Below are 25,752 nucleotides of genomic sequence, written 5' to 3' on the forward strand. Positions count from 1 at the left end.
AACGATCGCCTCGGCTTCAGCCGAGGGCGACGTTCCAAGCGTCGTAATCGTACACCCAGTCGGCATTGCCGCCTTCCTTCAGCCAGGCATTGCTGCGCGAGCCGATCTGGATGCGGCTGGTGCGTTCGTGGCGCGCGGCCTGGTAGCGCGCCAGCGCGGCGGGCACGCCTGCGGCACCGCCGCGCGCGCTATCAGCGAGGCAGCGTGCGAGCACTACACCGTCTTCAATCGCCATGCCTGCACCTTGCGCCATGAACGGCATCATCGGATGGCAGGCGTCGCCCATTATCGTGACCGGGCCGGCGGACCATGCCGGCAGCGGGTCGCGCACGTACAGCGCGGAGATCAGCACCTCGTCGCAGGCATCCAGCAGTGCGCGGGCCTCGGGGTGGAAGCCGGCATAGGCGCTGCGCAGGTCTTCCACGCGGCCCGGCGTGGTCCAGGACTCATGGCGCCAGGCTTCCTGCGCGACGGTGGCGAACATAAAGATGTCGCGGCCGCGGTTGAGCGGGAAGGTGACGATCTGCGTGGCGGACTCCGGGCCCCACCATTTGGTGAAGGCGCCCAGGTTGGGCACGCCGGCGAGGCGCTCGGCCGGAACGACCGCGCGGTAGGCCACCACGCCGGTGAAGATCGGGCTTTCCTGGCCGAACAGGGCGGTGCGCACGGTCGAGTGGATGCCGTCGGCGCCGACCAGCACATCGACGCGCTCCTTTGCGCCATTGGCGAAGCGCAGCGTGGCGCCATCGGCATGCGGCTCGATGGCCACGGCCTTGTGGCCAAGGCGCACGCATTCGGACGGCACGGCGGCTTCCAGTGCGGTCATCAGGTCGGCGCGGTGCATGGTCAGCTGCGGGGCGCCGTAGCGGCGCTCGGCGTCTTCCTGCATCGGCAGGCGGGAAGTTTCTTCGCCGGTGTCCCACATGCGGCTGATGCGGTGGCTGGGGCGTGCGGCGGTTTCACGCAGGGCGGCGCCGATGCCTAGCCCGTCGAGGGCGCGTACGGCGTTGGGGGTCAGGTTGATGTCGGCGCCTACGCGGGCGAAGCGGGGGGCTTGTTCGTAGACGATGGCGTCCATGCCGAGCTTGCGTAGTGCGATGGCTGCGGCGAGGCCTCCGATGCCGGCGCCGTTGATTCCGATCTTTAGGGGCATTTTGTCTGCCTGTTGGCTGTGTTTATGTTCAAAAATGTACTATATGTTCATAAAAATATATGGGCGTGAGGGATGAGCCGTCAATTAAGGGTGAACCCTAGGAGAGAACCCTAGGAGGGGCTTTCAGCGCTTTTGGCGGATTGGAGCGGTCGGTCTGTGGCTCTTGGCAGGCGTGGGCTGTTTCGCCGGCGTAGCCGGCGAGTCACTTTTTGTCCGAGCGACAAAAAGTAACCAAAAAACGCGTCGCCTATGCGGCTGGCAATCAATTCCACGGTGTTGGTGGTTCGCACGGTGGTGCTTGCCGTTTGGGCGTGGGTGCCCTTTCGACCCTGCTACGCCATGTGAGTGTGGGGCAGTGCCTGCGTTAAGGAATTGCTGATCAATAGCAACCGCGCTGGAGATCGATGGCTGTTTGGCGACTGATTTTCACCATGCGGAAAAAGAGGGAGATCTGAGCCCGATTTCGCGCCGCATGCCCCCATCTCGCGCCCTTTCGGGCTCGATTTGCATGTTCAAGACGGATTGCTCCCCTGAAACGCCAACAACGGCTTTTTGGCGATCACCAGATTTGCGAGACCAAACAGGCTGAACATCTGTGCCGTGTTCTTGGCCAAGCCCTTGTAGCGGGTCTTCTTGTGACCAAACAAGTTCTTCACCACGTGAAAGGGATGTTCCACCCGCGCCCGAATCTGGGCCTTTTTGCGCTCCACTGCCTTCGTCAGATCCTTCCACCGACCTGCCGGCATCTTTTCAACCTTGCTGCGCTTTGCCGCTACGTGCCAGCTTATGTCAGCGCGGATCGTCCCTTGCTCTTGGGCTTGTTTGATCTCATCCCTGCGCTCCACACCTGTGTAACCCGCATCAAGATGCACTTGGCTTTCCTCGCCATGCAGCAGGTGATGGGTGTGAGCAATATCGCTTTCGTTCGCCGCCGTCGTGTGCAAGCTGTGCACCAGTCCCGAGTCGGCGTCGGCGCCAACGTGCGCCTTCATTCCAAAATGCCACTCGTTTCGCTTCTTCGTCTGGTGCATCTCCGGATCGCGCGACTTGCTCTTATTCTTGGTCGAACTCGGTGCCGCGATCAGCGTGGCATCGACCATCGTGCCCTCTCGCATCAGCAGTCCCCGCTCACTGAGCACGGCCTTGACCTCATCGAACATCGCGGCAGTCAACGCGTGCTTCTCGAGCAACCGGCGAAACTTGAGCAGCGTGGTCGCATCCGGCGCCAACTCTTGCGACAGATCCACCCCCACGAATTGACGCAGCGCCTGGCTGTCGTAGAGGGCGTCTTCCACGGCTTCGTCACTGAGACTGAACCACTGTTGCAGACAGTACATCCGCAACATCCTCTCCACGCCAATCGGCTGCCGGCCAACACGGCCGCTCTTCGGATACAGCGGCTCAATCAACGCGGTCCACCGTGCCCACGGCACGATCCGATCCATCTCCAAGAGAAACTTCTCGCGTCGTGTCACGCGCTTCTTCTTCGCGAACTCGACATCGGCAAAGCTCGTTTGTTTCATCCTTGTCTTTGTTTTCCATGCCTTCACCATCAACGCGCGACACCTTCCGCCAGATGACCTGTGGCTGAATTGATCAGCATTTCCTTAACCCACTATTGAACGATCCCCATGCAGGGCGTAGGCCGCCTGCTGCAAACGGCATTGCGGGGACGCCTACGGCCGCTGCGCAGGCCCAAAGTGCCCTGTCGGTTTTTCTGCGTTTGCGCGGAGCGCAACCGAAGGCGTTGATGCGATATCGCCAAACTCCAAAAAAAAACAGCCGCACACGGCGGCTGCTCTTGAAACCATCACTGGTACACAAACGCTCAAAGCCCCAACACAAGCTTGGCAATGATATTGCGCTGGATCTCGTTAGACCCTCCGTAAATCGACGCCTTGCGATAGTTGAAATAACGCGGCGCCAGCACGGCAGCATATTCAGGCCCGACACGCGGCGCGGCCTCGCGTCCCTGCAATTGAGCCCAGGTGTCCTGCACGAACGGCAACGCCGCCGGCCCCGCGGCTTCCACCGCAAGTTCGCTGGCCGCCTGCAGGGTTTCAGTGCCCGTGAGCTTCAGCATGCTCGACGCGGCCCCGATCGAGGTCCCGGATTCCACGCCTGAGAACACCCGCAACTCAACCGCTTCAAGCGCGGCAGCACGCAGGTGCAGCGCCGCCAGCTTGCGGCGGAAGGCGGGATCGTCCAGCAAGCGGCCACCGTCGTCGGCAGGCTGCTCCGCGGCAATATCCGCGATCTTCGACAGCTGCTTGCGCAGCATCGGGCTATACGTACCGCCGCGCTCGAATTCCAGCAGGTACTTGGCATAGGTCCAGCCCTTGCCTTCCTCCCCGATGCGGTTCGCCACCGGCACGCGCACGTTCTCGAAGAACACCTGGTTCACTTCCTGCTGGCCGGTCATGGGACCGTCCAGCGTCGGCAGTGCTGACACCGTGATGCCGGGGGTATGCAGGTCGAGCAGCAGGAACGAAATCCCTTCCTGGCGCTTCGATTCGCGGCTGGTCCGCACCAGGCAGAACATCCAGTCGGCCCACTGCGCATGCGTGGTCCAGATCTTGGAGCCGTTCAGGATGTAGTGCTCGCCGTCGCTGTCGGTGCCATGATCGGCGCGCATCTGCAGCGAGGCCAGGTCGGAGCCGGAGTTCGGTTCGGAATATCCCTGGCACCACCACACATCCGAGCTCAGGATCGGCGGCAGGAAGCGCTGCTTCTGTTCGGGCGTGCCGTACTTCATGATCACCGGCGCCACCATCTTCAGGCCCATCGGCGACACTGGCGGGCAGCCCGCGGCGGCCAGTTCCGACTGGAAGATAAAGCGCTCGGTCGAGCTCCAGCCCGGGCCGCCATATTCTTTCGGCCAGTTCGGCGCGGCCCAGCCGCGCGCGTGCAGCGCCTTCTGCCAGCGCAGTTGCGCGGCCTTGTCGAGGTAGCCGTTCTTGGACTGCGCCATCATCGCGCGCAGGTCGGCGTCATAGGCCTGGGCGATCCAGGCGCGCACGTCTTCACGGAACTGCTGGTCTTGCGGGGAGAAATCGAGATTCATCGACGGGCCTCGCTGGGTAATCGTCTGTGTTCGGGAATGCCGGCTTCAGGCCGCGGCCTGGGCGGGGTAGAGCAGGTCGGCGTAGCGGCGCAGGTGGTGCTCGGCCGAGCCCAGCTGCAGGTCGATCGCGGTGACGCGCTTGAAGTAGTGGCCCACGGCCAGCTCTTCGGTGACGCCCATGCCGCCGTGGATCTGCACCGCCGCCTGGCCGACAAAGGCACCGGCCTGGCCGGCCTGGATCTTGGCCGCGCACGCCGCCTGGGCGCGTGCCTGCGGTGCGCTGGCGGCCTGCATCGCCGCCACCTGGGTCAGCGCCACGGATTGCTCCAGCTGCATGTACATGTCGGCCATGCGGTGCTGCAGTACCTGGAAGGTGCCGATCGGCACGCCGAACTGCTTGCGCTGGCGCGCATAGTCGATGGTGTCGGCCAGCATGCGGGCCATGGCGCCATTGGCTTCGGCAGAGAGCGCGACCATGGCTTCGTCGCACAGTTGTTCGATCAGCGCAAAGGCTTCGCCTTCCGCGCCGATGCGCTGGCTGGCCGGCACCTGCACGTTGTCGAGCAGCACCTCGGCGGCGCGCAGGCCGTCGAAGGTCGGGTACTCGCGCAGCGTCACGCCCGGCGTGTCGCGTGCAATCCAGAACAGGCTGATGCCGTCCCGGTCGCGGCGCGCGCCGGAGGTGCGGGCGCTGACCACCAGGTGGGTGGCGAACGGCGCGCCGACCACGGCCCGCTTGTGCCCGCTCAGCTTGTAGCCGTTGCCCTGGCGCGCGGCGCTGGCCTGCACGTCGTGGCGGCAATAGCGGCTGGTGGGTTCGGCGTGGGCCCAGGCGGCGGTGGCTTCGCCGCCGATGATGGCCGGCACCCACTGCGCGGCCAGCTCGGGGCTGCTGTGCATCAGCGCGCCGCCGCCCAGCACCACGGTGCCCAGGTAGGGCTCCAGCACCAGATGGCGGCCCAGCTGCTCCATCACGATCATGTGCTCGGCCGCGCCGCCGCCCAGGCCACCCAGCGTCTCGGGGTAGGCCGCGCCGAGAATGCCGAGCTCGCGCGCGAATGCGCGCCAGCAATCCGGGCGCCAGCCCGCGGCGGACTGCACGGCAGCGCGGCGGGCTTCGAAATCATAGTGGTCGGCCAGGTAACGCGCGAGCGTGTCGCGCAGCATCGACTGTTCTTCGCTGAACTGGAAATCCACCTTGGCTCCTTTGGAATGGGGGTGAGGCGTGATTGCGGTAGTCTGGCGGGCATCATCGTGCCAGGCCGCCCGGTGGCGCATCGTCGCATCGGACGAAGCTGTCCCGACGCGCCCGCGGCCCTGTTTTGCGGCACTGCGGCAAAGCGGCGGCGGTGTCGCTTCGTCGCTTCCGACGATTGTTGAACCGGCCGACGTTCCGAGAATGCGGGATCGGCATCCGCCAACACACCGACACCCGTCGAGGAGTTCAACGCCATGCATCCGCACATCCACGCGCAGCGCACGCCCGACAAACCAGCCGTCATCATGGGCAGCAGCGGCGCAGTCGTCACCTACCGCGAACTGGACGAACGCTCGAACCAGGTCGCCCATCTGTTCCGCAGCCAGGGACTGCAGCCCGGTGACCGCGTGGCGTTCATGATCGAGAATCATCCGCGCCTGTTCGAACTGTGCTGGGGCGCGCAGCGCAGCGGCATTGTCTATATCTGCCTGAGCACGCGGCTGAACGTGGCCGATGCCGCCTACATCATCAATGACAGCGGCGCGAAGCTGCTGGTCACCACGCACGCGCAGGCCGAGGTCGCGGCAGCCCTGGCCGGGCAGACGCCGGCATTGCGTGGCAGGTTGATGCTGGATGGCACCGTGCCGGGCTATGACGCGTACGAGACCGCGCTGGCGCGCTGCCCGGCAACGCGCATCGATGACGAAGTGACCGGCGGCGACATGCTGTATTCGTCCGGCACCACGGGCCGGCCGAAGGGGGTGTATGCGCCGCCGTCGAGCGCGAATATCGAAGATCCCACGACCCTGACCAGCCTGTGCCAGCGGCTCTATGGCTTCGATGCCGAGACGCGCTACCTGTCGCCCGCGCCGCTGTACCACGCGGCGCCGCTGCGCTACAACATGACCGTGCAGGCGCTGGGCGGGACCGCGGTGGTGATGGAGCATTTCGATGCCGAGCACTACCTGCAGCTGGTGCAGCAGCACCGCATCACGCATACGCAGCTGGTGCCGACGATGTTCTCGCGCATGCTCAAGCTGCCCGAGGCGCAGCGGCAGGCCTATGACGTGTCGTCGCTGCGCGTGGCGATCCACGCGGCCGCGCCGTGCCCGGTGCAGGTCAAGGAAGCCATGATCGCGTGGTGGGGACCGGTGATCTGGGAGTACTACGCAGGGACGGAAGGCAATGGCGTGACCGTGGTCAGCACGCCGGAGTGGCTGGAGCGCAAGGGCACGGTGGGCCGGGCCATGGTCGGCAAGCTGCGCATCTGCGGACCGGACGGCGCGCTGCTGCCGCCGGGCGAATCGGGCACGATCTACTTTGCCGAAGGCCGCGCCTTTGCGTACCACAATGACGAGGCCAAGACCGCGGAGTCGCGCCACCCGCAGCAGCCGGACTGGAGCACCATCGGCGATGTCGGCTACGCGGATGCGGACGGCTACCTGTACCTGACCGACCGCAAGGCCAACATGATCATCTCCGGCGGCGTCAACATCTACCCGCAGGAGGCCGAGAATCTGCTGATGACGCATCCCAAGGTGATGGACGTGGCCGTGATCGGCGTGCCCAACGAGGACTTCGGCGAAGAGGTCAAGGCCGTGGTGCAGCCGGCCGACATGGGCCAGGCCGGGCCCGAGCTGGCCGCGGAACTGATCGCGTTCTGCCGCGCCAGCCTGTCGGCCATCAAGTGCCCGCGCTCGGTCGACTTCGAGTCCGAGCTGCCGCGCCTGCCGACCGGCAAGCTGCTCAAGCGGCTACTGCGCGACCGCTACTGGGCCGGCCACGCCAACAAACTGGTGTAGGCCGCTTGCCGCCGCCCGCATTTTCGCCAGTGCGGCGGTTTACGTCATAATCCTCCGTTACATCACAGCCACGGCCGCCCGGCTGCATCCGCAGCGCGGGCGGCGCATCGCGCGGCCTGCAACGGCAGCGATGTGCGGGAGACGACAACAGCCAATGGCAAGTATCGAGGAGACCGGACGGCGCCCGCCGCCGCCCGCCGGCGCCGCATCGCTGGCGGCCAAACTGCGTCCGCCGCTGCTGACCCCGTTCCAGGTCGAGCGCGCGGCGATCTGCGAGGCCGTGTGCGCGGCGGGCTTTGTCAAGCTTGTGCTGGTGCGCGCACCAGCGGGCTTCGGCAAGACCACGGCCATGCTCCAGTGCCGCGCGCGGCTGGAGGCCGCGGGCGGGCGCACCGCCTGGCTGACGCTGGACCGTTCGGACAATGATGCCTCGCGCTTCCTGGGTTCGGTCGAGGCTGCCATCGCGCAGGGCCTTGGCGGCGGCGGGCCCGGCCGGTCCGCGCACGGGGCGCTGGCCCAGGATCCCGGCGAGCAGGCGCTCGCGCTGATCGACCGCCTGGCCAGCCACAATGGCGCCTTCACGCTGTTCCTCGATGATTTCGAAGCGATCCAGAATGCCGCCGTGACCGGACTGGTCTGGCAACTGGTGGAAAGCCTGCCGCCCGGCTGCCGCGTGGTGATCGGCACGCGCTGGGTGCCGGAATCCGGCCTGGGCCGCTTGCGCGCACGCGGCGAGCTGCTTGAGATCGAGCCCGCGCAACTGCGCTTTTCCGCTGGCGAAACCGCGTCCTTCCTGCGCCATGCGCGCGGATTGAAGCTGGAGCAGGCGGCCATCAGCGTGCTGCACCGGCGTACCGAGGGCTGGGCCACGGCATTGTGGCTGGCGTCGGTGGCGCTGGAGCGGCGCAGCCAGCCAGAGGGCTTTATCGCCGGCTTCTCCGGCTCCAACGCGGCGATCGCCGACTACCTGGTCGAAGACGTATTCCTGCACCTGCCCGAGCCGGTGCGTGACTTCCTGCTGCGCACGTCGATCCTGGACCAGTTGTGCGGGCCGCTGTGCGACGCCGTGTGCGAGCCCGCGACCGCTGGCAGCAGCGACGAGATCCTGGCGTGGCTGGAGCGCGCCAACCTGTTCCTGCTGCCGCTGGAGAGCGAGCGCTATGGCGAACGTGGCTCCGGTTCGGCATCGGAACAGTGGTACCGCTATCACAGCCTCTTTTCCGGCTTCCTGCGCGGCCAGCTGGCGCAGGCCATGCCTGACGCCGTGCCGCAGCTGCACCTGTCGGCATCGCGCTGGTATGAGTCGCAGGGGCGCCCGGTGCCCGCCATCGAGCATGCCTTCGCGGCCGGTGCGCTGGCGCGCGCGCTGCCGTTGCTGGACGGCGCCGCGGACGACCTGCTGGCGCAGGGCCGCATGCGCCTGCTGACGCGCTGGCTGGAGGCGGTGCCGGCGGAAGAACTGGCGCGCTGGCCCAAGCTGCAGATCGCACGCGTCTGGGCGGTGTCGTTCACGCGCGGCCCGGCCGAAGCCATTGCCCTGCTGCAGCAGATCCCCACCGAGGGCGCGGCCGGCGACCTGCTGGCGCATATCCGCGCGCTGCGCCACATGCTGCTGAACATGATGGACCGCTTCGACGATGCGCGCGCCTTCGCCCGCAATGAGCTGCCGCCGTTGCCGATGGGCTATGCCTTCCCCGATGCGATCCTGGGCACGTCGATGGCGCGCCTGGCTGCAGTCGCCGGCGACTACCCGGAGGCGCGCCGGCTGCTGCAGGTGGCGCGGCACGCGGTGCGCGGCTCGGACAGCAATTTCAACAAGATCTTCTCGGAATCGGTCGAAGGGCTGATCGACCTGCGCCAGGGGCGGCTGCAGCAGGCGCTGGCACGGTTTCGCATCGCCGCCAGCACGATGCTGCCGAACCGCTTCGGGCCCACCAACGGCAACGCCATGGCCGGCATCCTGCTGGCGGAAGGCCTGTACGAAAGCGGTGATTCCGAGCGCGCCAGCCGCCTGCTCAACGTCTACCTGCCGCTGTCGCGCGACCTCGGGCTGCCTGACCAGATCATCACCGGGCACACGGTGCTGGCCCGCATTGCCTTCGAGCGCGGCGAAGCCGACCAGGCGCATGAATGGCTGGCGCAACTGGAGGCGCTGGGGCACCACCGCGGGCTGACGCGGCTGGTGATGGCGGCAATGCTGGAGCGCGCACGGCTGGCACTGCGCCAGGGCAATGTCCACGCGGCGCAGGAGGCGATCGAACGTGCCGCCGATCCGGCGCTGTGGCGCACGCGGCCCGGGGTCAGCTCCTTTGCCAGTGATGTCGAGGACATCACCCTTGGCCGGCTGCGGCTGGACCTGTATGCGCGCCCGGGCACGCCGGTGCGCGAGGCCATCGAGCGCGAGCTGGCGGCTGCCGCGGGCAACCAGCTGATGCGCCGCGCGCTCAAGCTGCGCATCCTGCTGGCGCAGGCGTGCCAGCGCACTGGTGACGGCGCGCACGCGCTGGTGGTGATGGGCGAGGCGCTGCGTTTCGGCGCTGCCGAAGGCTTTGTCCGCATCTTTGCCGACGAGGGCGACGATGTGCGCAGGCTGGTGGCCGATGCCTGCTCGCGCCAGTCGGCCAGCCTGCCTGCTCCCTACGTGGAAAAGCTGCTGCAGGCTTGCGGCCAGGCCGGGGGCGAGCAGGCCGCCGGTGCGGGCCGGCCGGCACCGGCCGCACTGGTTGAGCCGCTGACGCCCAAGGAGCAGAAGGTGCTGCAGCTGCTGGCCGAGGGCTATTCCAATGTGGCCATGGCCGAGCGGCTGTTCGTGTCCGAAACCACGGTGCGCACGCACCTGCGCAATATCAGCGCCAAGCTGCACGCCAGCAACCGCACCCAGGCAGTGGCCATCGCGCGCCAGCTCGGGCTGCTCTGAGGCCGCGCCGCAGCCGAAGGCTGCGCGCGCGGTTGCGGCTCAGATGCCCATGAACTCCGTGAATTCGTCCAGCGGCGCGCGCACGGCGCGCAGCTGGTTGGCGGGCGCCTCGGGGTCTTCGTAGCCGATCGCCATGCCGGTGAACAGCATCCGTTCGGCCGGCAGCGACAGGAACTTGCCGATGGTCTGCGGGTACATCGCCCAGCATTCCTGCGCGCAGCTGTCCAGCCCTTCTTCACGCAGCAGCAGCATCACCGTCTGCAGGTACATGCCCAGGTCCGACCATTGCGGCGGACCCATGCGGCGGTCCACGGTGCAGAACAGCGCCAGCGGCGCGCCGAAGAAGGTGAAGTTGTTGGCAAACTGCGCCAGCCGCCGCGCCTTGTCCTCGCGCGGGATGCCGAGGTAGTGGTAGAGCGCCTCGCCCACCTGGAAGCGGCGGTCGCGATAGGGCGAGACCAGCTCGCGCGGGTAGATGTCGTATTCGCGCTCGTCACCCGCGGGCGCCTGGGCGATGCGCTCGCGCATGATGGCGCGCAGCCCCTCCAGGGCCTCGCCGCCGACGACATGGATATGCCAGGGCTGCAGGTTGCCCCCGGAGGGGGCGCGCGCGGCGGCGTCGAGCACGCGGCGGATGGTGTCGGGCGCAACGGCCCGGGGCAGGAAGCCGCGGACGGACTTGCGGCTGGCGACGGCTTGGCTGACGTTCATGCGAATTCCGGAAAGGTTGATCGACGGGCGCGCTTCAGATGAAGGGCGGCTCGCTGGTCCAGTCGAAGAAGTCCGGCATGTCGTGCGACACGGTTTCCGGGAAGGCGGCGGGACGCTTCTCCAGGAAGGCGCTGACGCCTTCCTTCACGTCGGCGGAGCGCCCGCGCGATTGGATCGCGCGGCTGTCGAGCTTGTGCGCTTCCATCGGGTGGCTGGCGCCGGCCATGCGCCAGATCAGCTGGCGCGAGATCGCCACCGAGACTGGCGCGGCATTGGCGGCGATCTCGCGGGCAATGGCCTGGGCGGCAGGCAGCAGGTCCTCGGGCGCGTGCAGTGAGCGCACCAGGCCACGTTCATGCGCTTCCTGGGCGGAGAACACGCGGCCGGTATAGCACCATTCCAGCGCGGTCGAGATGCCGACCACGCGCGACAGGAACCACGACGACGCCGCTTCCGGCGTGATACCCCGGCGCGCAAAGACAAAGCCGAACTTGGCGTCGGTCGATGCCAGCCGGATATCCATCGGCAGCTGCATGGTCACGCCCACGCCTACCGCGGCGCCGTTGACCGCGGCGATCACCGGCTTGAGGCTGCGGAAGATGCGCAGCGACACGCGCCCGCCGCCGTCGCGGTGCGCGGTATCGGGGCTGGCGCCATAGCGCTTCTCGAAGTCGAAGGTGGCGCTGCCGCCGGACAGGTCGGCGCCGGCGCAGAAGGCGCGGCCCGAGCCGGTGACGATGACGGCGCGCACGTTGTCGTCGGCATCGGTGGCGTCGAACGCGGCGATCAGCTCATGCATCATCTGCGCGGTGAACGCATTGAGCTGGTCCGGGCGGTGCAGGGTGATGGTGGCGACACCGTCTTCAACGGCGTAGCGCAGGGTTTCGAACGAAGGCGTGGCTTGCGTCATGAGGGCTCCTGCCGGGAAAAGGGGGAGGGGTGCCGGGGTGGGGAAGACGGCACGGGAGATCGCCCAACACTAGTGCAGAATGCGCCGCCCGCAATCGTCGCTTCCGACGAGGCCGGAAATCGGTGCTCGGTCGTAGACTGACGGGGATCAAGCGGCAGGACCGGCACACCCACGACCATACCGTAACACCGTGCGCGCCCTGCCGGCGCAGACAGCAAAGGGACATCCATGAAGACACGAATCACCGAACTGCTTGGCATCCGCTACCCGATCATCCAGGGTGGCATGCAATGGGTTGGCTACGCCGAGATGGCCTCCGCCGTTTCCAACGCCGGCGGGCTGGGCATCCTCACGGCGCTGACGCAACCCACGCCCGAGGACCTGGCCAACGAGATCCGCCGCTGCCGCGAGATGACCGACAAGCCGTTCGGCGTGAACCTGACCCTGCTGCCGTCGATCAATCCGCCGCCGTACGCGCGCTACCTCGACGTCATCATCGAGAGCGGCGTCAAGGTGCTGGAAACCGCCGGCAACAATCCCAAGGAACATATCGCGCGCGCCAAGGCCGCCGGCATCAAGGTGATCCACAAGTGCGTGGCGGTGCGCCATGCGCTGTCGGCCGAGCGCCTGGGCGTGGACGCGGTGTCGATCGACGGCTTCGAGTGCGCCGGCCACCCCGGCGAGGACGACGTGCCCGGCATGGTGCTGATCCCGCAGGCGGTGCGCAAGCTGTCGATCCCGGTGATCGCCTCCGGCGGCATCGCCGACGGACGGGGCATGGCAGCGGCACTGGTGCTGGGCGCCGAGGGCGTCAACATGGGCACGCGCTTCTGCGCCACGCGCGAGGCGCCGATCCACGACAACGTCAAGAAGGCGCTGGTGCAGGCCAGCGAGCGCGATACCAACCTGATCTTCCGCACGCTGCACAACACCGCGCGCGTGCTCAAGAACGCCGTGTCGGACGAGGTGGTGAGCATTGAACGCCGCCCGGGTGGCGCGCAGTTCGAGGACGTCAAGCACCTGGTTGCCGGCGTGCGCGGCAAGGCGGCGCTCAAGGCGGGCGAGACCGACGGCGGCATCATCAGCGCCGGCCAGTGCGTGGGCCTGATCGACGACGTACCCAGCTGCGAAGAGCTGATCACGCGCATGGTGGCCGATTGCCGCGAGCACCTCAGCGTGGCCTCGCGCTTCTTTGCCTGACGCCATGGCCGAGGCCGAGATCGAGGCGGCGATGACCCAGGCCATCGCCGAGCCGGGCGAAGCTGCCGGCGGGGACGTGCCGGAGGGCTTCGCCCCGCTGCGCCGCCTGAGCGGCTACATGGCGGGCTTCGGCCAGCTCTACCTGCATGCCGGGCGCCGCACGCTGGCGGTGCGGATCGACGAGAGTCACCTGAACAACCTGGGCATCCCGCACGGCGGCATGCTGGCGACGCTGGCCGATACCGCCATCGGCATGATGATGTCGCTGGAAACCGGGCGCTCCAAAAGCGCGGTGACCGTCAACCTGAGCCTGGACTACCTGGATTCCGCGCGCCAGGGCGACTGGGTCGAGGCCCGCGTGGAGTTCGACAAGCTCGGCTCGCGCCTGCGCTACGGCACCTGCCGGCTGGTCAGCGGCGAGCGCTGCCTGCTGCGCGCGACCGCCATCTTTGCAGTGCTGGCGCCGCGCACCTGAGGCCTGCGGCAAACTTCGTCGCTTCCGACGACGCTTGCCGCCACCCGCGGCGCAACAATGCAAAGCGACACTGCCGGCGCCAGATGCCGGCACTCCGGACAACACCATGGCTGCCCCGGCAGCCTGCACCGAACCAAGGAGATCACATGGCAGAGGCATATATCGTTGCGGCGGTCCGTACTGCCGGCGGCCGCAAGGGCGGCAAGCTGTCGGGCTGGCATCCGGCCGACCTGGCCGCGCAGGTGCTGGACGCACTGGTGGAACGCACCGGCGCCGACCCGGCGCTGGTCGAAGACGTCATCATGGGCTGCGTGAGCCAGGTCGGCGAGCAGGCCGGCAACGTGGCGCGCAATGCCATCCTGGCCTCGCGCCTGCCTGAAAGCGTGCCCGGCACCTCGGTGGACCGCCAGTGCGGTTCGTCGCAGCAGGCACTGCACTTTGCCGCGCAGGCAGTGATGTCGGGCGCGATGGACATCGTCATCGCCGCCGGCGTGGAAAGCATGACGCGCGTGCCGATGGGCCTGTCGTCTCAGCTGCCGGCCAAGAACGGTTTCGGCGTGCCCAAGAGCCCCGGTGTCGAGGCGCGCTACCCCGGCGTGCAGTTCAGCCAGTTCACCGGCGCCGAAATGATCGCGCGCAAGTATGACCTGTCGCGCGAGCAGCTGGATGCCTACGCACTGCAGAGCCACCAGCGCGCCATCGCCGCCACCAAGGCGGGCCGCTTCACTGCCGAAATCCTGCCGGTGGAAGTGCGCACGGCTGACGGTGCCAACGGCGAAATGCACACCACTGACGAAGGCATCCGCTATGACGCCACGCTAGAAAGCATCGGCAGCGTCAAGCTGATCGCCGAAGGCGGCCGCGTGACGGCTGCCTCCGCCAGCCAGATCTGCGACGGCGCCGCCGGCCTGATGGTGGTCAACGAGGCCGGACTGAAGAAGCTCGGCGTCAAGCCGCTGGCGCGCGTGCACACCATGACGGTGATCGGCCATGATCCGGTCGTGATGCTGGAAGCGCCGCTGCCGGCCACGGAAGTCGCGCTGAAGAAGGCGGGCCTGCGCATCGGCGATATCGACCTGTTCGAAGTCAACGAAGCCTTCGCCCCGGTGCCGCTGGCCTGGCTGAAGGCCACCGGAGCCGATCCGGAGCGCCTGAACGTGCATGGCGGCGCGATCGCGCTGGGCCATCCGCTGGGCGGCTCGGGCGCCAAGCTGATGACCACGCTGGTGCATGCGCTGCATACGCACGGCAAGCGCCACGGCCTGCAGACGATGTGCGAAGGCGGCGGGCTCGCCAACGTGACCATCGTCGAGCGTCTGTAAAGCTGTAGCAGCCGGGGCGTGCCGCGCAGGGATGCCGCGCGAGGATTGCTGCAGCAAGAGGTAGTAAAGGGAGAAGGACCGGCGGCGCGGGCATGTCAGAGTGCCCGCGCCAGCAGCTGGAACAAAAAGGGCCGCGATATTGCGGCCTTTCTTGTTTGCGGTGTGTCGCGCGTCAGGCGAACGTCACTGCGCTGCGCCGGTCGGCGCGTTCCAGGTGCGGCACGTTGTTGAAGCTCAGCAGCCGCTGCACGCCGCGGCCGACGATGATCTCGCAGAACGCCGTGTTGCGGAATTGCAGGTTCATCTCGATGGCGGCCTGGGCCGGTGCGCCAAGCAGGTCGGCCGTGGCGCGGCCGATGGCGCCACCGGAGCTCACCACCAGGATGGCATCCTCGCGCGTCGTGCCTTCGCTCGCGTGCGCCAGGGCGCCGGCAATGCGGGCGCCGAAATCGGCCCAGCTCTCGGGCATGTCGGCCAGCCCGTCCTGGGTCCATGCGGCGTAGGCCGCGCGGAAGGTGCGCCAGTAATCGTTGTAGTCGCCGTTCTGGTGCGCGCGGTGGTCGGCGCCGCCGGTGTGGCAACGGTACAGCGCCTCGCCGTCGTATTCGTTCAGGCCCGGGTGCGAGACGATCGCTGCCTGCGGCTGACCCATGCCGGCCAGGATCTCGCTGGCGGTGTCCTGCTGCCGCACTAGCGTGCCGGCTACCACGCGGCTGAAGCTGACGCCGCGCTCCTGGAAATACTCGCCCAGCCAGCGCGCCTGCTGGCGGCCGGTCGGCGACAGGCAATCGTAGTTGGCGGCGCCAAACGAGGCTTGTCCGTGCCGGACGAGGAAAAGCGTGGCCATGAGCGGTCCCGGTGAACGTTGATGCGGATAGGGCTGCGCCCGGCGCGCCGTTTTGCGGCAGGCCCGGGGCGCCGGGCACGGGGCCCGGCGTGGGCACATTCTAGGGAGGTCCGGCGCGCCAGCCAAGCAAGCGCTGCGCAATTCATGGCAGCCATGGCCTGGCTGCATTACCGCGGGTGGCGTGGGCCGGTGGTGTGCTCAGGCCGGCTCTGCGCAGGTGATGCCGAGATAGCCGGCCATCAGGCGGTTGAGTTCCGGGATCATCTGTTCGTCGTCGAGGTGCAGTGGGCCGGAATCATTGAGCACGGCATTGACCAGCACGCTGAACACCGCCTGCATGGCAAAGCGCACGCGCAGCTCGGCGGTCTCGGCAGGCATCGCCAGCCGTGGCACTAGCAACTGCACCATGCGCTCCACGATGGCTTCACCGCTCTGGCGGTGGGGCACCCATTCCTCGGGCCGCGTGGACGCATGCCGCAGCGATGCCCGGATCACGCCGCGGTTGGCCAGGGTGCCGAGCACCATGAAGCGCGCGGCCTTTTCCAGCAGCACCGGTGTCGGCACGTCCTCCCAGCGCTCCTGCGCCAGGTAGCGCTCGGTCGACGCGGCGGTTTCTTCCATGACCAGCGCGCGCAAGGCCTCGAAATAGGCCATCTTGTCGCGGAAGCGCCCATAGAAGGCGCCCACCGATACCTGGCACGCCGCGGCGATCTGCGCCACGGAAACGGCAGCAAAGTCACGCGAGGCAAGCAGTTCGCGGCCCGCGCCCAGCAAGGCCTGTTCGGTCTCGCGCGCACGGCGCTGGCGCGGCGGCTGCAGGATCGAGGGGGTATCGATACGGGGAAAGGAGGCGTTGGCGGTGAAGCCGGATTGGGTCGCTGACATAGGCACTCCGTATTCGAATTCTGATTCGAATTTGAAAATACCGGTGCGCGCCGCGACGCGTCAAGGGTTTTGTCGGGTGGTGGCCCGGCGTGGCGGGTGGGTGGGCTGCGCCGGAGGTGGCGGTGCGGCGCGCACGCTGCGCCGCTTGCCTCAGCGTGGGTCAGAGCGAGCTGAACACGGTGCCCAGTCCGTAGGTGAAGGCTGCCGCCATGCCCCCGATCAGCACCTGCCGCAGCGCCGAGAACCATCCCGGGCGGCCATTGAACGACGAGGTGCCCCAGCCCACCAGGCCAAGGCCGGCCAGGCACGCGACGATGCTGCCGAGCTGCGCCGATGGCCCTGCGGTCACGAAGAACGGCAGCAACGGCACCAGCGCACCGCTGCTGTACAGCACGAAGGAAATTACCGCCGCCTGCACCGGGTTGCCGCCGCGCTCCTGCGGGTTGATGCCCAGCACTTCGCGCGCAAAGGTGTCCAGGGCCGCGCGCGGGTTGCGCATGATCTCGTCGGCGGCGCGCCCGGCGTCGGCCGGGAGCACGCCCTTGCCCTCGATCACCGCGACCAGCCGCTGCCGGGCCCGGGCGGCATCATGCGCGAGCTCGTGCGCCATGTCGCGCAGGCGCTTGTTGTTCATCTCGCGGCTGTTGGTCACCGACAGCCATTCGCCCAGCGCCATCGAGCAAGCGCCCGCGGTCAGGCCCGCCAGCCCGGCCAGGATGACGGCCTCGCGCGAGGCCGCCGCGCCCTCCAGGCCCATCACCAGGCAGAAGCTTGACACCAGCCCGTCGTTGACGCCCAGCACGGCTGCGCGCAAGGCGTTGCCGCTCGGTCGATGGAGCAGGCGCCGCACGCGGGTGCCGAAGCCGGTTGGAGTGGGGGCGCTCGACAGGGGCATGGTCTTTTTGCGATGGAACGTTGTCAGTTGAAGCGCGGGCTCAGGTCATCCCGCATCCATTCGATAAAGGCGCGCGTGCGTGCCGGCAACAGCCGTGCATGGGGATAGATCAGCGACAGCGGCCATGCCGGTTGCTCGAAATCCTCCAGCACGATGCGCAGTTTACGCGCCTCGACCAGTTGCGCGACCTGGTAAGACAGGAAGTGGCCGAAGCCCGCGCCTTCGGCACAGGCAGCCACGGCGGGCGCGGTCTGGTTGAATTCCAGGTTGCCGGACACCTGCACGTGGAACTCCCGGCCGTCTGCCTGGAAGGTCCACCAGTGCGCGTGGTTGCCGGTGAAGCGCACGCAGTTGGCGCTGGCCAGTTCCTCGGGATGGCGCGGCACGCCGTGCTTGCGCAGGTAGGCGGGCGTGGCCACCACCACGCGGCGGATGCGGCCGACGGTCTGTGCCACCAGCGTGGAATCGGCCAGCGGGCCGATGCGCACGCCCACGTCCAGGTCTTCTTCAAGCAGGTTCACCACGCGGTCGGTGAATTCCATGCGGCAGCGCACGCGCGGATAGCGCTGCACGAAACGTGTGACCGCCGGCGCCACATACATCTGCCCGAACAGCACCGAGGCGGTCAGCGTGAGCTGGCCGCTGGGTTCGACATGGCTGGCGGTCAGGCCGGCCTCGACCTCGTCGATGGTGGCCAGGATGCGCCGGCAGCTGTCCAGGTAGCTGCGCCCCTCGCCGGTCAGCGACAGCCGCCGCGTGGTGCGGTTGAGCAGCCGGACCTGCAATTCGGATTCCAGTGCCGCCAGCGTGCGCACCACCGCCGGCAACGAGGTATGCAGCGTCGTGGCGGCTGCCGTCAGGCTGCCTTCGTCGACGATCCGCACAAAGGTCTGCATCGCGCGTAGCTTGTCCATGGCGCCACACATTACTCCATTTTTTGGAGTAGTCAAATATCAATTGCCCTATTTATTGCAACGGGTTCGGCGTCCAGAATCCGGCTATCCCAACCGTTGAGGAGAGTGCCATGCAAGAGTCCAACCGCCCCGCCAAGCCGCTGGTGCTGTACCGCTCGCCGGTGTCCGGCCACGCCCATCGCGCAGAACTGTTCCTGGGGCTGCTGGGCTTGCCTTACCGTCTGGTGGACGTTGACCTGCGCGGCGGCGAGCAGCGCAGCGAGGCCTTCCTGCGCCTGAACCCGTTCGGCCAGGTGCCGGTGCTGGACGACGACGGCGTGGTCGTCGGCGATTCCAACGCCATCCTGGTCTACCTGGCCACGCGCTATGACGACGGCCGCTGGCTGCCGCGCGACCCGGTAGGCGCGGCGCGCGTGCAGCGCTGGCTGTCGGTGGCCGCCGGCGACATTGCCTTCGGGCCGGCGGCGGCGCGTCTGGGCGTGCTGTTCGGCAGGCCGGTGGCGATGGACGATGCCATCGCCCGCGCGCAGCGGCTGTTCACGCTGATGGAAACCCTGCTGGCCGGGCAGCCGTTCCTGGCGGCCGACCATGCCACCATCGCCGACGTGGCGGCCTACAGCTATATCGCCCGCGCCGAGGAAGGCAACGTGCCGCTGGCGCCGTACCCCGCGCTGAACGCCTGGCTGCGCCGCATCGAAGCCTTGCCCGGCTTCGTGCCGATGCTGGTGTCGAAAGTCGGCCTGGCCGCGTAGCGCCTGCCGGTCCCGCGTATCGACAATCTATCGGACAAGGATAAGGAGCCCGTCATGGATCTGCCCACATGGCCGCACGCCGGCCTGCCATTCCACGCCGGCGAACTGGCCGCTCAGGAGCGCGCCGGCAAGCGCGAACGCATGGCCGCGTCCGGCCCGCGGGTGATCCGTGGCGAGATGCCGGAGCAGCACCGCACGTTCTTTGCGCAGCTGCCGTTCCTGCTGGTTGGCGCCGTCGATGCCGACGGACAGCCCTGGGCCACGATGCTGGCCGGGACGCCGGGGTTTGCGCATACGCCTGACGCCACGCACCTGCGCATCGACGCCGTGCCGCTGCCCGGCGATCCGGCGGCCCCGGCACTGGCGCAGGGCGCGCGTATCGGCCTGCTCGGGATCGAGCTGCCTACGCGCCGGCGCAACCGCATGAACGGGATCATCGCGGCGCGCGACGAGGGCGGGATGACGGTCGAGGTCGAGCAGAGCTTTGGCAACTGCCCGCGCTATATCCAGTTGCGCGACGTGAGCCTTGCCGAGCCGGCGCCCGCGCCGCCCGCCTGGCACGGTGAAGCGCTGGACGAGCAGGCGGTGGCCTGGCTGCGCGGCGCCGATACCCTGTTCATCGCCACCAGCCACGCCGCGTCGCCGCAGGACGAGGGCGAGCACACGGGCGGCACCGATGTCTCGCACCGCGGCGGCAAGCCTGGCTTTATCCGCGTGGACGAGGCCGGCACGCTGACGTTCCCGGACTTCAACGGCAACAACTTCTTCAATACGGTCGGCAACCTGCTGGCCAATCCGCGTGCCGGGATTCTGGTGCCGGATTTTGCCGATGGCTCGCTGCTGCATGTGGGCGGGCGCGCCGAGGTGATCTGGGAGGGCGAGGATCTGGCCTCGTTCACCGGCGCCGAACGGCTGGTGCGGTTGCATGTCGAGCGCGTGATACGGCGGCCGGCGGTGCTGCCGCTGCGCTTCGGATTTCGGGAGTATTCGCCCGTGCTGGCGGACACGGGCGCGTGGCCGGCGCGCTGAGCCGGCGGCTCGAGTCTTTCGTGTTGTCATGAAAATGACATCAAAAAGTCACAAAAGAGTCACAATGGCGGTTGGCGACTGTCCGTAGCACGCCGACCAGGGCGCTGGCGGGCAGCCCTGTATCAAGGAGAAATCAACCGTGGACAAGACGAAGAATAAGCTGCAAGCCCGCCGGGACATCCTGAAACACGCACTGCTGGCCCTGGCCGCCGCGCCGCTGGCGCTGGCGGCGGGGACCGCGCAAGCAGCCTGGCCGGAAAAGCCGATCCGGCTGGTGGTGGCATTTCCGCCCGGCGGTCCGGTCGACACGCACGCGCGCCTGCTGGCCGAAAAGCTGCAGCCGATCCTTGGCCAGACGATCGTGATCGACTATAAGGCCGGCGCGGCCGGCAATATCGGCTCGGACAACGTCGCCAAGTCCGCGCCGGACGGTTACACGCTGCTGCTGGCCAACACCGGGCAGATGGCCATCAACAATTCGCTCTATCCCAAGCTGCCCTACAGCATGCCGAAGGACTTCGCGCCGGTGGCACGTACCGCGCTGATCCCGCTGGTGATGGTGGTCAACAACAACGTGCCGGCGCGCGACCTGAAGACGTTCATCAGCTATGCCAAGGCCAACCCGGGCAAGCTGAATTTTGCGTCAGGCGGCAATGGCGGCATCTCGCACCTGATGCCGGAAATGTTCAAGCAGGCTTCGGGCACGTTCATCGTCCATATCCCGTACAAGGGCAGCTCGCCGGCGCTGACCGACGTGATGGGCGGCCAGGCGCAGATGATGGCCGACTCGATCCCGCTGTTCACGCAGTACATCAAGGCGGGCAAGGTGCGTGCGCTGGCGGTGACGTCGCCGCAGCGCTCGCCCGCGCTGCCGGATGTGCCGACGATGCAGGAGGCCGGGCTGAAGGGCTTCGAAGTGGTGGGCTTCTACGGCATGTTGGCGCCGGCGGGCACGCCCAAGGACGTGGTCGCGCGCCTGTCCGGTGCCTTGCGCACGGTGCTGGCCGACCCCGACACCAAGGCGAAGCTCGAGCAGCAGGGTGCCGAGCCCGCATGGCAGTCGCCGGAGGCCTTTGCCGCCACGATCACTGTCGAGCAGAAGCGCTGGGGGCAGGCGGTGAAGGCGTCGGGCGCCAGTATCGACTGAGCCGGGCTGGCACCCGCGGGCGCCGTGGCTCAGCTGTGCCCCCGATATTTCAGGCTGGCGCAGTGGCCGATGAGCGTGGTGATGCAGCAGGCATCGCCGCGCCACTCGCCGCCGATCACGATGCCGTCCTGGCCGGTCACCAGCTTGCGCTGGCATTGGCCCGGCACCGGCGTGCGCTCCATGCCGGCATCGCGCGGGCCGCTGCCCGGCGCGCGCGCGGGCGCAACCGAATCGTTCCAGACATAAGCCGTGCCGGAGGGCAGCGCCTGCACCGCTTGCGGTGGACCCCACTGGCGTTTCGCCTCATCGATGGGGACGTTTTTCCAGGAATCGAAGACGTCCTGCATGGCGCTGGCCTCCAGGCCGGCGCAGGCACCGGTGATGGCTGCCGCCCACAAGACGGCCAGGCTTGCACGCAGGCTGGCGGCGCCGTGGGCCGTTTCGGCAGGAGGGACTGGGTTGGCTGGCATGTAGGCTCCGCGTCGGCGCGGCCGGCTGCAAGGGCCGGCCTGTGCAGGCTAACGGAGCCGCGCGTCTCGCTGCAAGCGCACTCTGCGCGATGACGCACAGAGCGTGGCCGGCTTCAGTCGGCGAACAAGCCCAGGGGTTGCTGCGCGGCAGCCGGCGGCGCCTTGCGGGCAGTCTGCCCGGCCGGGATGCGTGCCGGGCGTGGTGCCTCGGCGGGGGCCTCGGGGGCGGTCAGCGTGAACGGTCTGTGCACGGACAGCGGCATCGCCTGTGGCATCCATTGCGCCAGCCGCGGCGCGAGGATCTGGTACGTATCGAGGTCGAAATGCGCTGGTGCCGCCGCCAGCGCCTGCGCTTCTTCCAGCGTGGCAGCGCAGCCCAGGTAGCACCAGTCGTCGGCGACATGCCACCAGGCGCGTCCGTCGTGCTGCTCGCGCCAGGCGGCCGGGCCATCGAAGGGCCAGGGCATCAGCGCGATCGGCGCCAGGGCGGCGGCTAGCCGGGCGCGGTGCGCGCTCGACGGCTCGGCGCCGACGCAGGCCCCGGCGCAGCGATGGACCTGGCGCGCAAAGCAGGGGCTGCCACGGCGGGTGGTTTTCTCCAGCGACAGCGTGGCCAGGCACAGGCCGTGCTCCTGCGCCAGTGCGCGCAAGCGAGCCTCGGCCGCGCCGCGGTTGCCGAACACGCCGAACAGGTCGCGATGCCGGCAGAAATCCGTATCGCGATCCGAGCGCAGCCGTGGCACCGGCAACTGCTGCGGCAGTTCCCAGGCAAAGAGCCGGGCATTGCGGCGCAACAGCTGGTTGTGCACTGGCTGCATCGCCTTGACCAGCCGGGCCTCCAGCAGCAGAGCGCCGGTCTCGCCGCCAGTCTCGCGCCATTCCACGCGGCGTACCAGCCGGGCCAGCCGCATGTCCTTACCGTACCGGTAGTCGCCGGAGAAATGGGCGCCGATCCGTTGCCGCAGGTGCACGCTCTTGCCGACATAGAGTGGCACGTCCTGGTCGCCATAGAAGATATAGACGCCGGGCGCCGCCGGCACGTCTTCCAGCGCGGTTTCGTCCAGGCCGGCCGGCAGGCTGGCCCGCCGCACGAGCGTGCGCACGGCCGATTCCACCAGTTCGACGGAATACGTGGCATGGATCTTCTGCCAGAACTGCCACAGCAGCTCGGCATCGGCCAGCGCGCGGTGGCGGCCCTTGGGCGTCAGGCCGAAGCGTGCGATCAGCGCGTCCAGGCCGTGGCGTTCCACGGAAGGGAACAGCGAGCGCGACAGCCTTACCGTGCACAACACGTCGGCCCGGAAGGTCATGCCGGCACGCCGGAAGGCGTTCTTCAGGAAGCCATAGTCGAAGCGCGCGTTGTGCGCCACGAACAAGCGGCCTTGCAGGCGCTCGGCAAGCGATTCCGCCAGTGACTCGAAGGTCGGCTGACCGTGCACCATCTCTTCGGTAATGCCGGTCATGCGCTGGATGAACGGCGGGATCGACATGCCGGGGTCGAGCAGGGTGTCCCATTCAATGATGCCGTCCGGGCCGACTTCGACCACGCCGATCTCGGTGATGCGGTCGCGCTGGGCGTCCGCGCCGGTAGTCTCCAGATCGACAAAGACAATAGGGCGCGACAGCGCTGCGGCGAGAGACTGGGCGTCGAGCAGGCGCGCACCGTCCGCTGGCAGGCGCGACGGCAGGTAGGTAGGCATGTCAGGCATCTGCCGATTTTAAGGGCGCGCTGACGGCGGCACGAAGAAGTTTTCAAAAACCCCTTGCCAACCCCGCTGCGGTCACTTAATATTCGCCCCCTCGCAACACAACGCAGCGCTGCAAAGCAGACGCAGCAAGGGTTTGCGGGGTCGACCGGGTAGGTTGGCGCAGCGAAGTTAGCGCGCCGGCCGCAGCGAAAAAAGTTGCTGAAACGGTTGACGAAACGAAGAAAGCTCTGCATAATCTCGTTTCTCTGCTGCAGACAATGCAGCAGCGCTGAACGGCAAAGCCGGCAGCGAAGTTCTTTAACAACCAAACAACCGATAAGTGTGGGCGCTGGGTAGCGGACGCCGCTGTCTTCGGACAGTGTTGCTTCACAAGTTATACAGTGCTCGCACAGCAAAACGTGACTGGGTCTTCGGATCTGGTCAGTCAGTTTTCTGAGAGTGAGCGACCGCTCGAAAGAGCGAGGGAGCCGCGAGGCTTCCACACAGAGATTGAACTGAAGAGTTTGATCCTGGCTCAGATTGAACGCTGGCGGCATGCCTTACACATGCAAGTCGAACGGCAGCACGGGCTTCGGCCTGGTGGCGAGTGGCGAACGGGTGAGTAATACATCGGAACGTGCCCTGTAGTGGGGGATAACTAGTCGAAAGATTAGCTAATACCGCATACGACCTGAGGGTGAAAGCGGGGGACCGCAAGGCCTCGCGCTACAGGAGCGGCCGATGTCTGATTAGCTAGTTGGTGGGGTAAAAGCCTACCAAGGCGACGATCAGTAGCTGGTCTGAGAGGACGATCAGCCACACTGGGACTGAGACACGGCCCAGACTCCTACGGGAGGCAGCAGTGGGGAATTTTGGACAATGGGGGCAACCCTGATCCAGCAATGCCGCGTGTGTGAAGAAGGCCTTCGGGTTGTAAAGCACTTTTGTCCGGAAAGAAATGGCTCTGGTTAATACCCGGGGTCGATGACGGTACCGGAAGAATAAGCACCGGCTAACTACGTGCCAGCAGCCGCGGTAATACGTAGGGTGCGAGCGTTAATCGGAATTACTGGGCGTAAAGCGTGCGCAGGCGGTTTTGTAAGACAGGCGTGAAATCCCCGAGCTCAACTTGGGAATGGCGCTTGTGACTGCAAGGCTAGAGTATGTCAGAGGGGGGTAGAATTCCACGTGTAGCAGTGAAATGCGTAGAGATGTGGAGGAATACCGATGGCGAAGGCAGCCCCCTGGGACGTCACTGACGCTCATGCACGAAAGCGTGGGGAGCAAACAGGATTAGATACCCTGGTAGTCCACGCCCTAAACGATGTCAACTAGTTGTTGGGGATTCATTTCTTCAGTAACGTAGCTAACGCGTGAAGTTGACCGCCTGGGGAGTACGGTCGCAAGATTAAAACTCAAAGGAATTGACGGGGACCCGCACAAGCGGTGGATGATGTGGATTAATTCGATGCAACGCGAAAAACCTTACCTACCCTTGACATGCCACTAACGAAGCAGAGATGCATTAGGTGCCCGAAAGGGAAAGTGGACACAGGTGCTGCATGGCTGTCGTCAGCTCGTGTCGTGAGATGTTGGGTTAAGTCCCGCAACGAGCGCAACCCTTGTCTCTAGTTGCTACGAAAGGGCACTCTAGAGAGACTGCCGGTGACAAACCGGAGGAAGGTGGGGATGACGTCAAGTCCTCATGGCCCTTATGGGTAGGGCTTCACACGTCATACAATGGTGCGTACAGAGGGTTGCCAACCCGCGAGGGGGAGCTAATCCCAGAAAACGCATCGTAGTCCGGATCGTAGTCTGCAACTCGACTACGTGAAGCTGGAATCGCTAGTAATCGCGGATCAGCATGCCGCGGTGAATACGTTCCCGGGTCTTGTACACACCGCCCGTCACACCATGGGAGTGGGTTTTGCCAGAAGTAGTTAGCCTAACCGCAAGGAGGGCGATTACCACGGCAGGGTTCATGACTGGGGTGAAGTCGTAACAAGGTAGCCGTATCGGAAGGTGCGGCTGGATCACCTCCTTTCTAGAGGCTTGTGTCTCAAGCCTAGCGTTCACACTTATCGGTTTGTTTGCTGTTACAGCCAAGGGTCTGTAGCTCAGGTGGTTAGAGCACCGTCTTGATAAGGCGGGGGTCGTAGGTTCAAGTCCTACCAGACCCACCAAGTTATCCGAAGGGGGATTAGCTCAGCTGGGAGAGCACCTGCTTTGCAAGCAGGGGGTCGTCGGTTCGATCCCGTCATCCTCCACCACTACCTGGTACCTTGGATTGGTTGTCAAATGAAAGCGCTTCGCGACGCTGAGTTGCGAGTGTTTCCATTTGGCATTGCCAAGCGATCGAATGATCGGCTGTTC

General features: G+C 66.8%; 20 protein-coding genes, 2 tRNA genes and 1 rRNA gene. 11 read left to right on the forward strand and 12 right to left on the reverse strand.

What is annotated here, in order from left to right; genetic code table 11:
* Nucleotides 1-16 precede the first annotated feature (16 nt).
* From KB879_RS21200 to KB879_RS21215, 4 genes are all read right to left on the reverse strand, one after another.
* Complete coding sequence (locus KB879_RS21200) at nt 17-1,153, reverse strand: FAD-dependent monooxygenase (RefSeq protein ID WP_153955493.1); 1,137 nt, start codon at nt 1,151-1,153, stop codon at nt 17-19.
* 512 nt (nt 1,154-1,665) lie between these two features.
* The gene (locus KB879_RS21205) at nt 1,666-2,676 is read right to left on the reverse strand and encodes an IS5 family transposase (RefSeq protein ID WP_211979725.1); all 1,011 of its coding nucleotides are present in this window, start codon (nt 2,674-2,676) and stop codon (nt 1,666-1,668) included.
* Between the two features lie 305 nt (nt 2,677-2,981).
* Nucleotides 2,982-4,217: an acyl-CoA dehydrogenase family protein gene (locus KB879_RS21210; RefSeq protein ID WP_013952386.1), complete on the reverse strand. Its 1,236-nt coding sequence runs from the start codon at nt 4,215-4,217 to the stop codon at nt 2,982-2,984.
* Nucleotides 4,218-4,262: 45 nt separating this feature from the next.
* Nucleotides 4,263-5,414 (reverse strand): acyl-CoA dehydrogenase family protein, encoded by a 1,152-nt coding sequence (locus KB879_RS21215; RefSeq protein WP_211979726.1) that lies wholly within the window; start codon nt 5,412-5,414, stop codon nt 4,263-4,265.
* A gap of 255 nt (nt 5,415-5,669) precedes the next feature.
* Here KB879_RS21215 and KB879_RS21220 point away from each other — a divergent pair, with 255 nt between their 5' ends.
* Nucleotides 5,670-7,217: an AMP-binding protein gene (locus KB879_RS21220; RefSeq protein ID WP_013952388.1), complete on the forward strand. Its 1,548-nt coding sequence runs from the start codon at nt 5,670-5,672 to the stop codon at nt 7,215-7,217.
* A 154-nt stretch (nt 7,218-7,371) separates the two neighbouring features.
* Nucleotides 7,372-10,134, forward strand: a complete 2,763-nt coding sequence (locus KB879_RS21225; RefSeq protein WP_041228564.1) for a LuxR C-terminal-related transcriptional regulator — start codon at nt 7,372-7,374, stop codon at nt 10,132-10,134.
* A gap of 39 nt (nt 10,135-10,173) precedes the next feature.
* On the opposite strand, the gene KB879_RS21230 is transcribed toward KB879_RS21225, so the two are convergent.
* The gene (locus KB879_RS21230) at nt 10,174-10,845 is read right to left on the reverse strand and encodes a nitroreductase (RefSeq protein WP_013952390.1); all 672 of its coding nucleotides are present in this window, start codon (nt 10,843-10,845) and stop codon (nt 10,174-10,176) included.
* Between the two features lie 34 nt (nt 10,846-10,879).
* The gene (locus KB879_RS21235; RefSeq protein WP_013952391.1) at nt 10,880-11,755 is read right to left on the reverse strand and encodes a crotonase/enoyl-CoA hydratase family protein; all 876 of its coding nucleotides are present in this window, start codon (nt 11,753-11,755) and stop codon (nt 10,880-10,882) included.
* A gap of 228 nt (nt 11,756-11,983) precedes the next feature.
* Between KB879_RS21235 and KB879_RS21240 the strand changes: the two genes are divergently transcribed.
* The 3 genes from KB879_RS21240 to KB879_RS21250 all read left to right on the forward strand — a co-directional run bounded on the left by KB879_RS21240 (nt 11,984) and on the right by KB879_RS21250 (nt 14,752).
* A complete protein-coding gene (locus tag KB879_RS21240) occupies nt 11,984-12,955 on the forward strand; it encodes a nitronate monooxygenase family protein (RefSeq protein ID WP_013952392.1) in 972 nt (323 codons plus the stop codon).
* 4 nt (nt 12,956-12,959) lie between these two features.
* Nucleotides 12,960-13,430 carry a PaaI family thioesterase gene (locus KB879_RS21245; RefSeq protein ID WP_013952393.1) on the forward strand — a complete coding sequence of 157 codons (471 nt, stop codon included), beginning with the start codon at nt 12,960-12,962 and terminating at the stop codon, nt 13,428-13,430.
* A 146-nt stretch (nt 13,431-13,576) separates the two neighbouring features.
* On the forward strand, nt 13,577-14,752 hold the full coding sequence (locus tag KB879_RS21250; RefSeq protein WP_211979727.1) for an acetyl-CoA C-acetyltransferase: 1,176 nt from the start codon (nt 13,577-13,579) through the stop codon (nt 14,750-14,752).
* A gap of 172 nt (nt 14,753-14,924) precedes the next feature.
* Here KB879_RS21250 and KB879_RS21255 read toward each other — a convergent pair whose 3' ends face one another.
* The 4 genes from KB879_RS21255 to KB879_RS21270 all read right to left on the reverse strand — a co-directional run bounded on the left by KB879_RS21255 (nt 14,925) and on the right by KB879_RS21270 (nt 18,305).
* Nucleotides 14,925-15,599: a histidine phosphatase family protein gene (locus tag KB879_RS21255; protein ID WP_013952395.1), complete on the reverse strand. Its 675-nt coding sequence runs from the start codon at nt 15,597-15,599 to the stop codon at nt 14,925-14,927.
* A gap of 198 nt (nt 15,600-15,797) precedes the next feature.
* Nucleotides 15,798-16,484 carry a TetR/AcrR family transcriptional regulator gene (locus KB879_RS21260; protein WP_013952396.1) on the reverse strand — a complete coding sequence of 229 codons (687 nt, stop codon included), beginning with the start codon at nt 16,482-16,484 and terminating at the stop codon, nt 15,798-15,800.
* A 160-nt stretch (nt 16,485-16,644) separates the two neighbouring features.
* Complete coding sequence (locus tag KB879_RS21265) at nt 16,645-17,379, reverse strand: VIT1/CCC1 transporter family protein (RefSeq protein WP_211979728.1); 735 nt, start codon at nt 17,377-17,379, stop codon at nt 16,645-16,647.
* Nucleotides 17,380-17,402: 23 nt separating this feature from the next.
* Nucleotides 17,403-18,305 carry a LysR family transcriptional regulator gene (locus KB879_RS21270; protein ID WP_013952398.1) on the reverse strand — a complete coding sequence of 301 codons (903 nt, stop codon included), beginning with the start codon at nt 18,303-18,305 and terminating at the stop codon, nt 17,403-17,405.
* A 98-nt stretch (nt 18,306-18,403) separates the two neighbouring features.
* Between KB879_RS21270 and KB879_RS21275 the strand changes: the two genes are divergently transcribed.
* The 3 genes from KB879_RS21275 to KB879_RS21285 all read left to right on the forward strand — a co-directional run bounded on the left by KB879_RS21275 (nt 18,404) and on the right by KB879_RS21285 (nt 21,221).
* Complete coding sequence (locus KB879_RS21275) at nt 18,404-19,045, forward strand: glutathione S-transferase family protein (RefSeq protein ID WP_013952399.1); 642 nt, start codon at nt 18,404-18,406, stop codon at nt 19,043-19,045.
* Between the two features lie 54 nt (nt 19,046-19,099).
* Nucleotides 19,100-20,074, forward strand: a complete 975-nt coding sequence (locus KB879_RS21280; RefSeq protein WP_211979729.1) for a pyridoxamine 5'-phosphate oxidase family protein — start codon at nt 19,100-19,102, stop codon at nt 20,072-20,074.
* A 139-nt stretch (nt 20,075-20,213) separates the two neighbouring features.
* On the forward strand, nt 20,214-21,221 hold the full coding sequence (locus KB879_RS21285; protein ID WP_013952401.1) for a tripartite tricarboxylate transporter substrate binding protein: 1,008 nt from the start codon (nt 20,214-20,216) through the stop codon (nt 21,219-21,221).
* A gap of 29 nt (nt 21,222-21,250) precedes the next feature.
* Here the strand turns inward: KB879_RS21285 and KB879_RS21290 are convergent, their stop codons facing one another.
* Nucleotides 21,251-21,691: a hypothetical protein gene (locus KB879_RS21290; RefSeq protein WP_211979730.1), complete on the reverse strand. Its 441-nt coding sequence runs from the start codon at nt 21,689-21,691 to the stop codon at nt 21,251-21,253.
* A gap of 113 nt (nt 21,692-21,804) precedes the next feature.
* Nucleotides 21,805-23,400: an exonuclease domain-containing protein gene (locus KB879_RS21295; RefSeq protein WP_211979731.1), complete on the reverse strand. Its 1,596-nt coding sequence runs from the start codon at nt 23,398-23,400 to the stop codon at nt 21,805-21,807.
* Between the two features lie 491 nt (nt 23,401-23,891).
* Between KB879_RS21295 and KB879_RS21300 the strand changes: the two genes are divergently transcribed.
* The 3 genes from KB879_RS21300 (at nt 23,892) to KB879_RS21310 (ending at nt 25,649) form a co-directional block, all read left to right on the forward strand.
* Nucleotides 23,892-25,423, forward strand: a 16S ribosomal RNA gene (locus KB879_RS21300).
* 62 nt (nt 25,424-25,485) lie between these two features.
* Nucleotides 25,486-25,562, forward strand: a tRNA-Ile gene (locus KB879_RS21305).
* Between the two features lie 11 nt (nt 25,563-25,573).
* Nucleotides 25,574-25,649 (forward strand) — tRNA-Ala (locus tag KB879_RS21310).
* Nucleotides 25,650-25,752 lie beyond the last annotated feature (103 nt).

The sequence above is a fragment of the Cupriavidus sp. KK10 genome, from assembly GCF_018223725.1.
GTDB lineage: Bacteria > Pseudomonadota > Gammaproteobacteria > Burkholderiales > Burkholderiaceae > Cupriavidus > Cupriavidus necator.

Coding starts and splice junctions, on each gene's coding strand:
- KB879_RS21205 (WP_211979725.1), bottom strand. CDS start 2,676: ATGAAACAAACGAGCTTTGCCGATGTCGAGTTCGCGAAGAAGAAGCGC.
- KB879_RS21230 (WP_013952390.1), bottom strand. CDS start 10,845: ATGAACGTCAGCCAAGCCGTCGCCAGCCGCAAGTCCGTCCGCGGCTTC.
- KB879_RS21275 (WP_013952399.1), top strand. CDS start 18,404: ATGCAAGAGTCCAACCGCCCCGCCAAGCCGCTGGTGCTGTACCGCTCG.
- KB879_RS21255 (WP_013952395.1), bottom strand. CDS start 15,599: ATGGCCACGCTTTTCCTCGTCCGGCACGGACAAGCCTCGTTTGGCGCC.
- KB879_RS21295 (WP_211979731.1), bottom strand. CDS start 23,400: ATGCCTGACATGCCTACCTACCTGCCGTCGCGCCTGCCAGCGGACGGT.
- KB879_RS21250 (WP_211979727.1), top strand. CDS start 13,577: ATGGCAGAGGCATATATCGTTGCGGCGGTCCGTACTGCCGGCGGCCGC.
- KB879_RS21200 (WP_153955493.1), bottom strand. CDS start 1,153: ATGCCCCTAAAGATCGGAATCAACGGCGCCGGCATCGGAGGCCTCGCC.
- KB879_RS21210 (WP_013952386.1), bottom strand. CDS start 4,217: ATGAATCTCGATTTCTCCCCGCAAGACCAGCAGTTCCGTGAAGACGTG.
- KB879_RS21280 (WP_211979729.1), top strand. CDS start 19,100: ATGGATCTGCCCACATGGCCGCACGCCGGCCTGCCATTCCACGCCGGC.
- KB879_RS21220 (WP_013952388.1), top strand. CDS start 5,670: ATGCATCCGCACATCCACGCGCAGCGCACGCCCGACAAACCAGCCGTC.
- KB879_RS21260 (WP_013952396.1), bottom strand. CDS start 16,484: ATGTCAGCGACCCAATCCGGCTTCACCGCCAACGCCTCCTTTCCCCGT.
- KB879_RS21245 (WP_013952393.1), top strand. CDS start 12,960: ATGGCCGAGGCCGAGATCGAGGCGGCGATGACCCAGGCCATCGCCGAG.
- KB879_RS21270 (WP_013952398.1), bottom strand. CDS start 18,305: ATGTGTGGCGCCATGGACAAGCTACGCGCGATGCAGACCTTTGTGCGG.
- KB879_RS21290 (WP_211979730.1), bottom strand. CDS start 21,691: ATGCCAGCCAACCCAGTCCCTCCTGCCGAAACGGCCCACGGCGCCGCC.
- KB879_RS21265 (WP_211979728.1), bottom strand. CDS start 17,379: ATGCCCCTGTCGAGCGCCCCCACTCCAACCGGCTTCGGCACCCGCGTG.
- KB879_RS21235 (WP_013952391.1), bottom strand. CDS start 11,755: ATGACGCAAGCCACGCCTTCGTTCGAAACCCTGCGCTACGCCGTTGAA.
- KB879_RS21240 (WP_013952392.1), top strand. CDS start 11,984: ATGAAGACACGAATCACCGAACTGCTTGGCATCCGCTACCCGATCATC.
- KB879_RS21225 (WP_041228564.1), top strand. CDS start 7,372: ATGGCAAGTATCGAGGAGACCGGACGGCGCCCGCCGCCGCCCGCCGGC.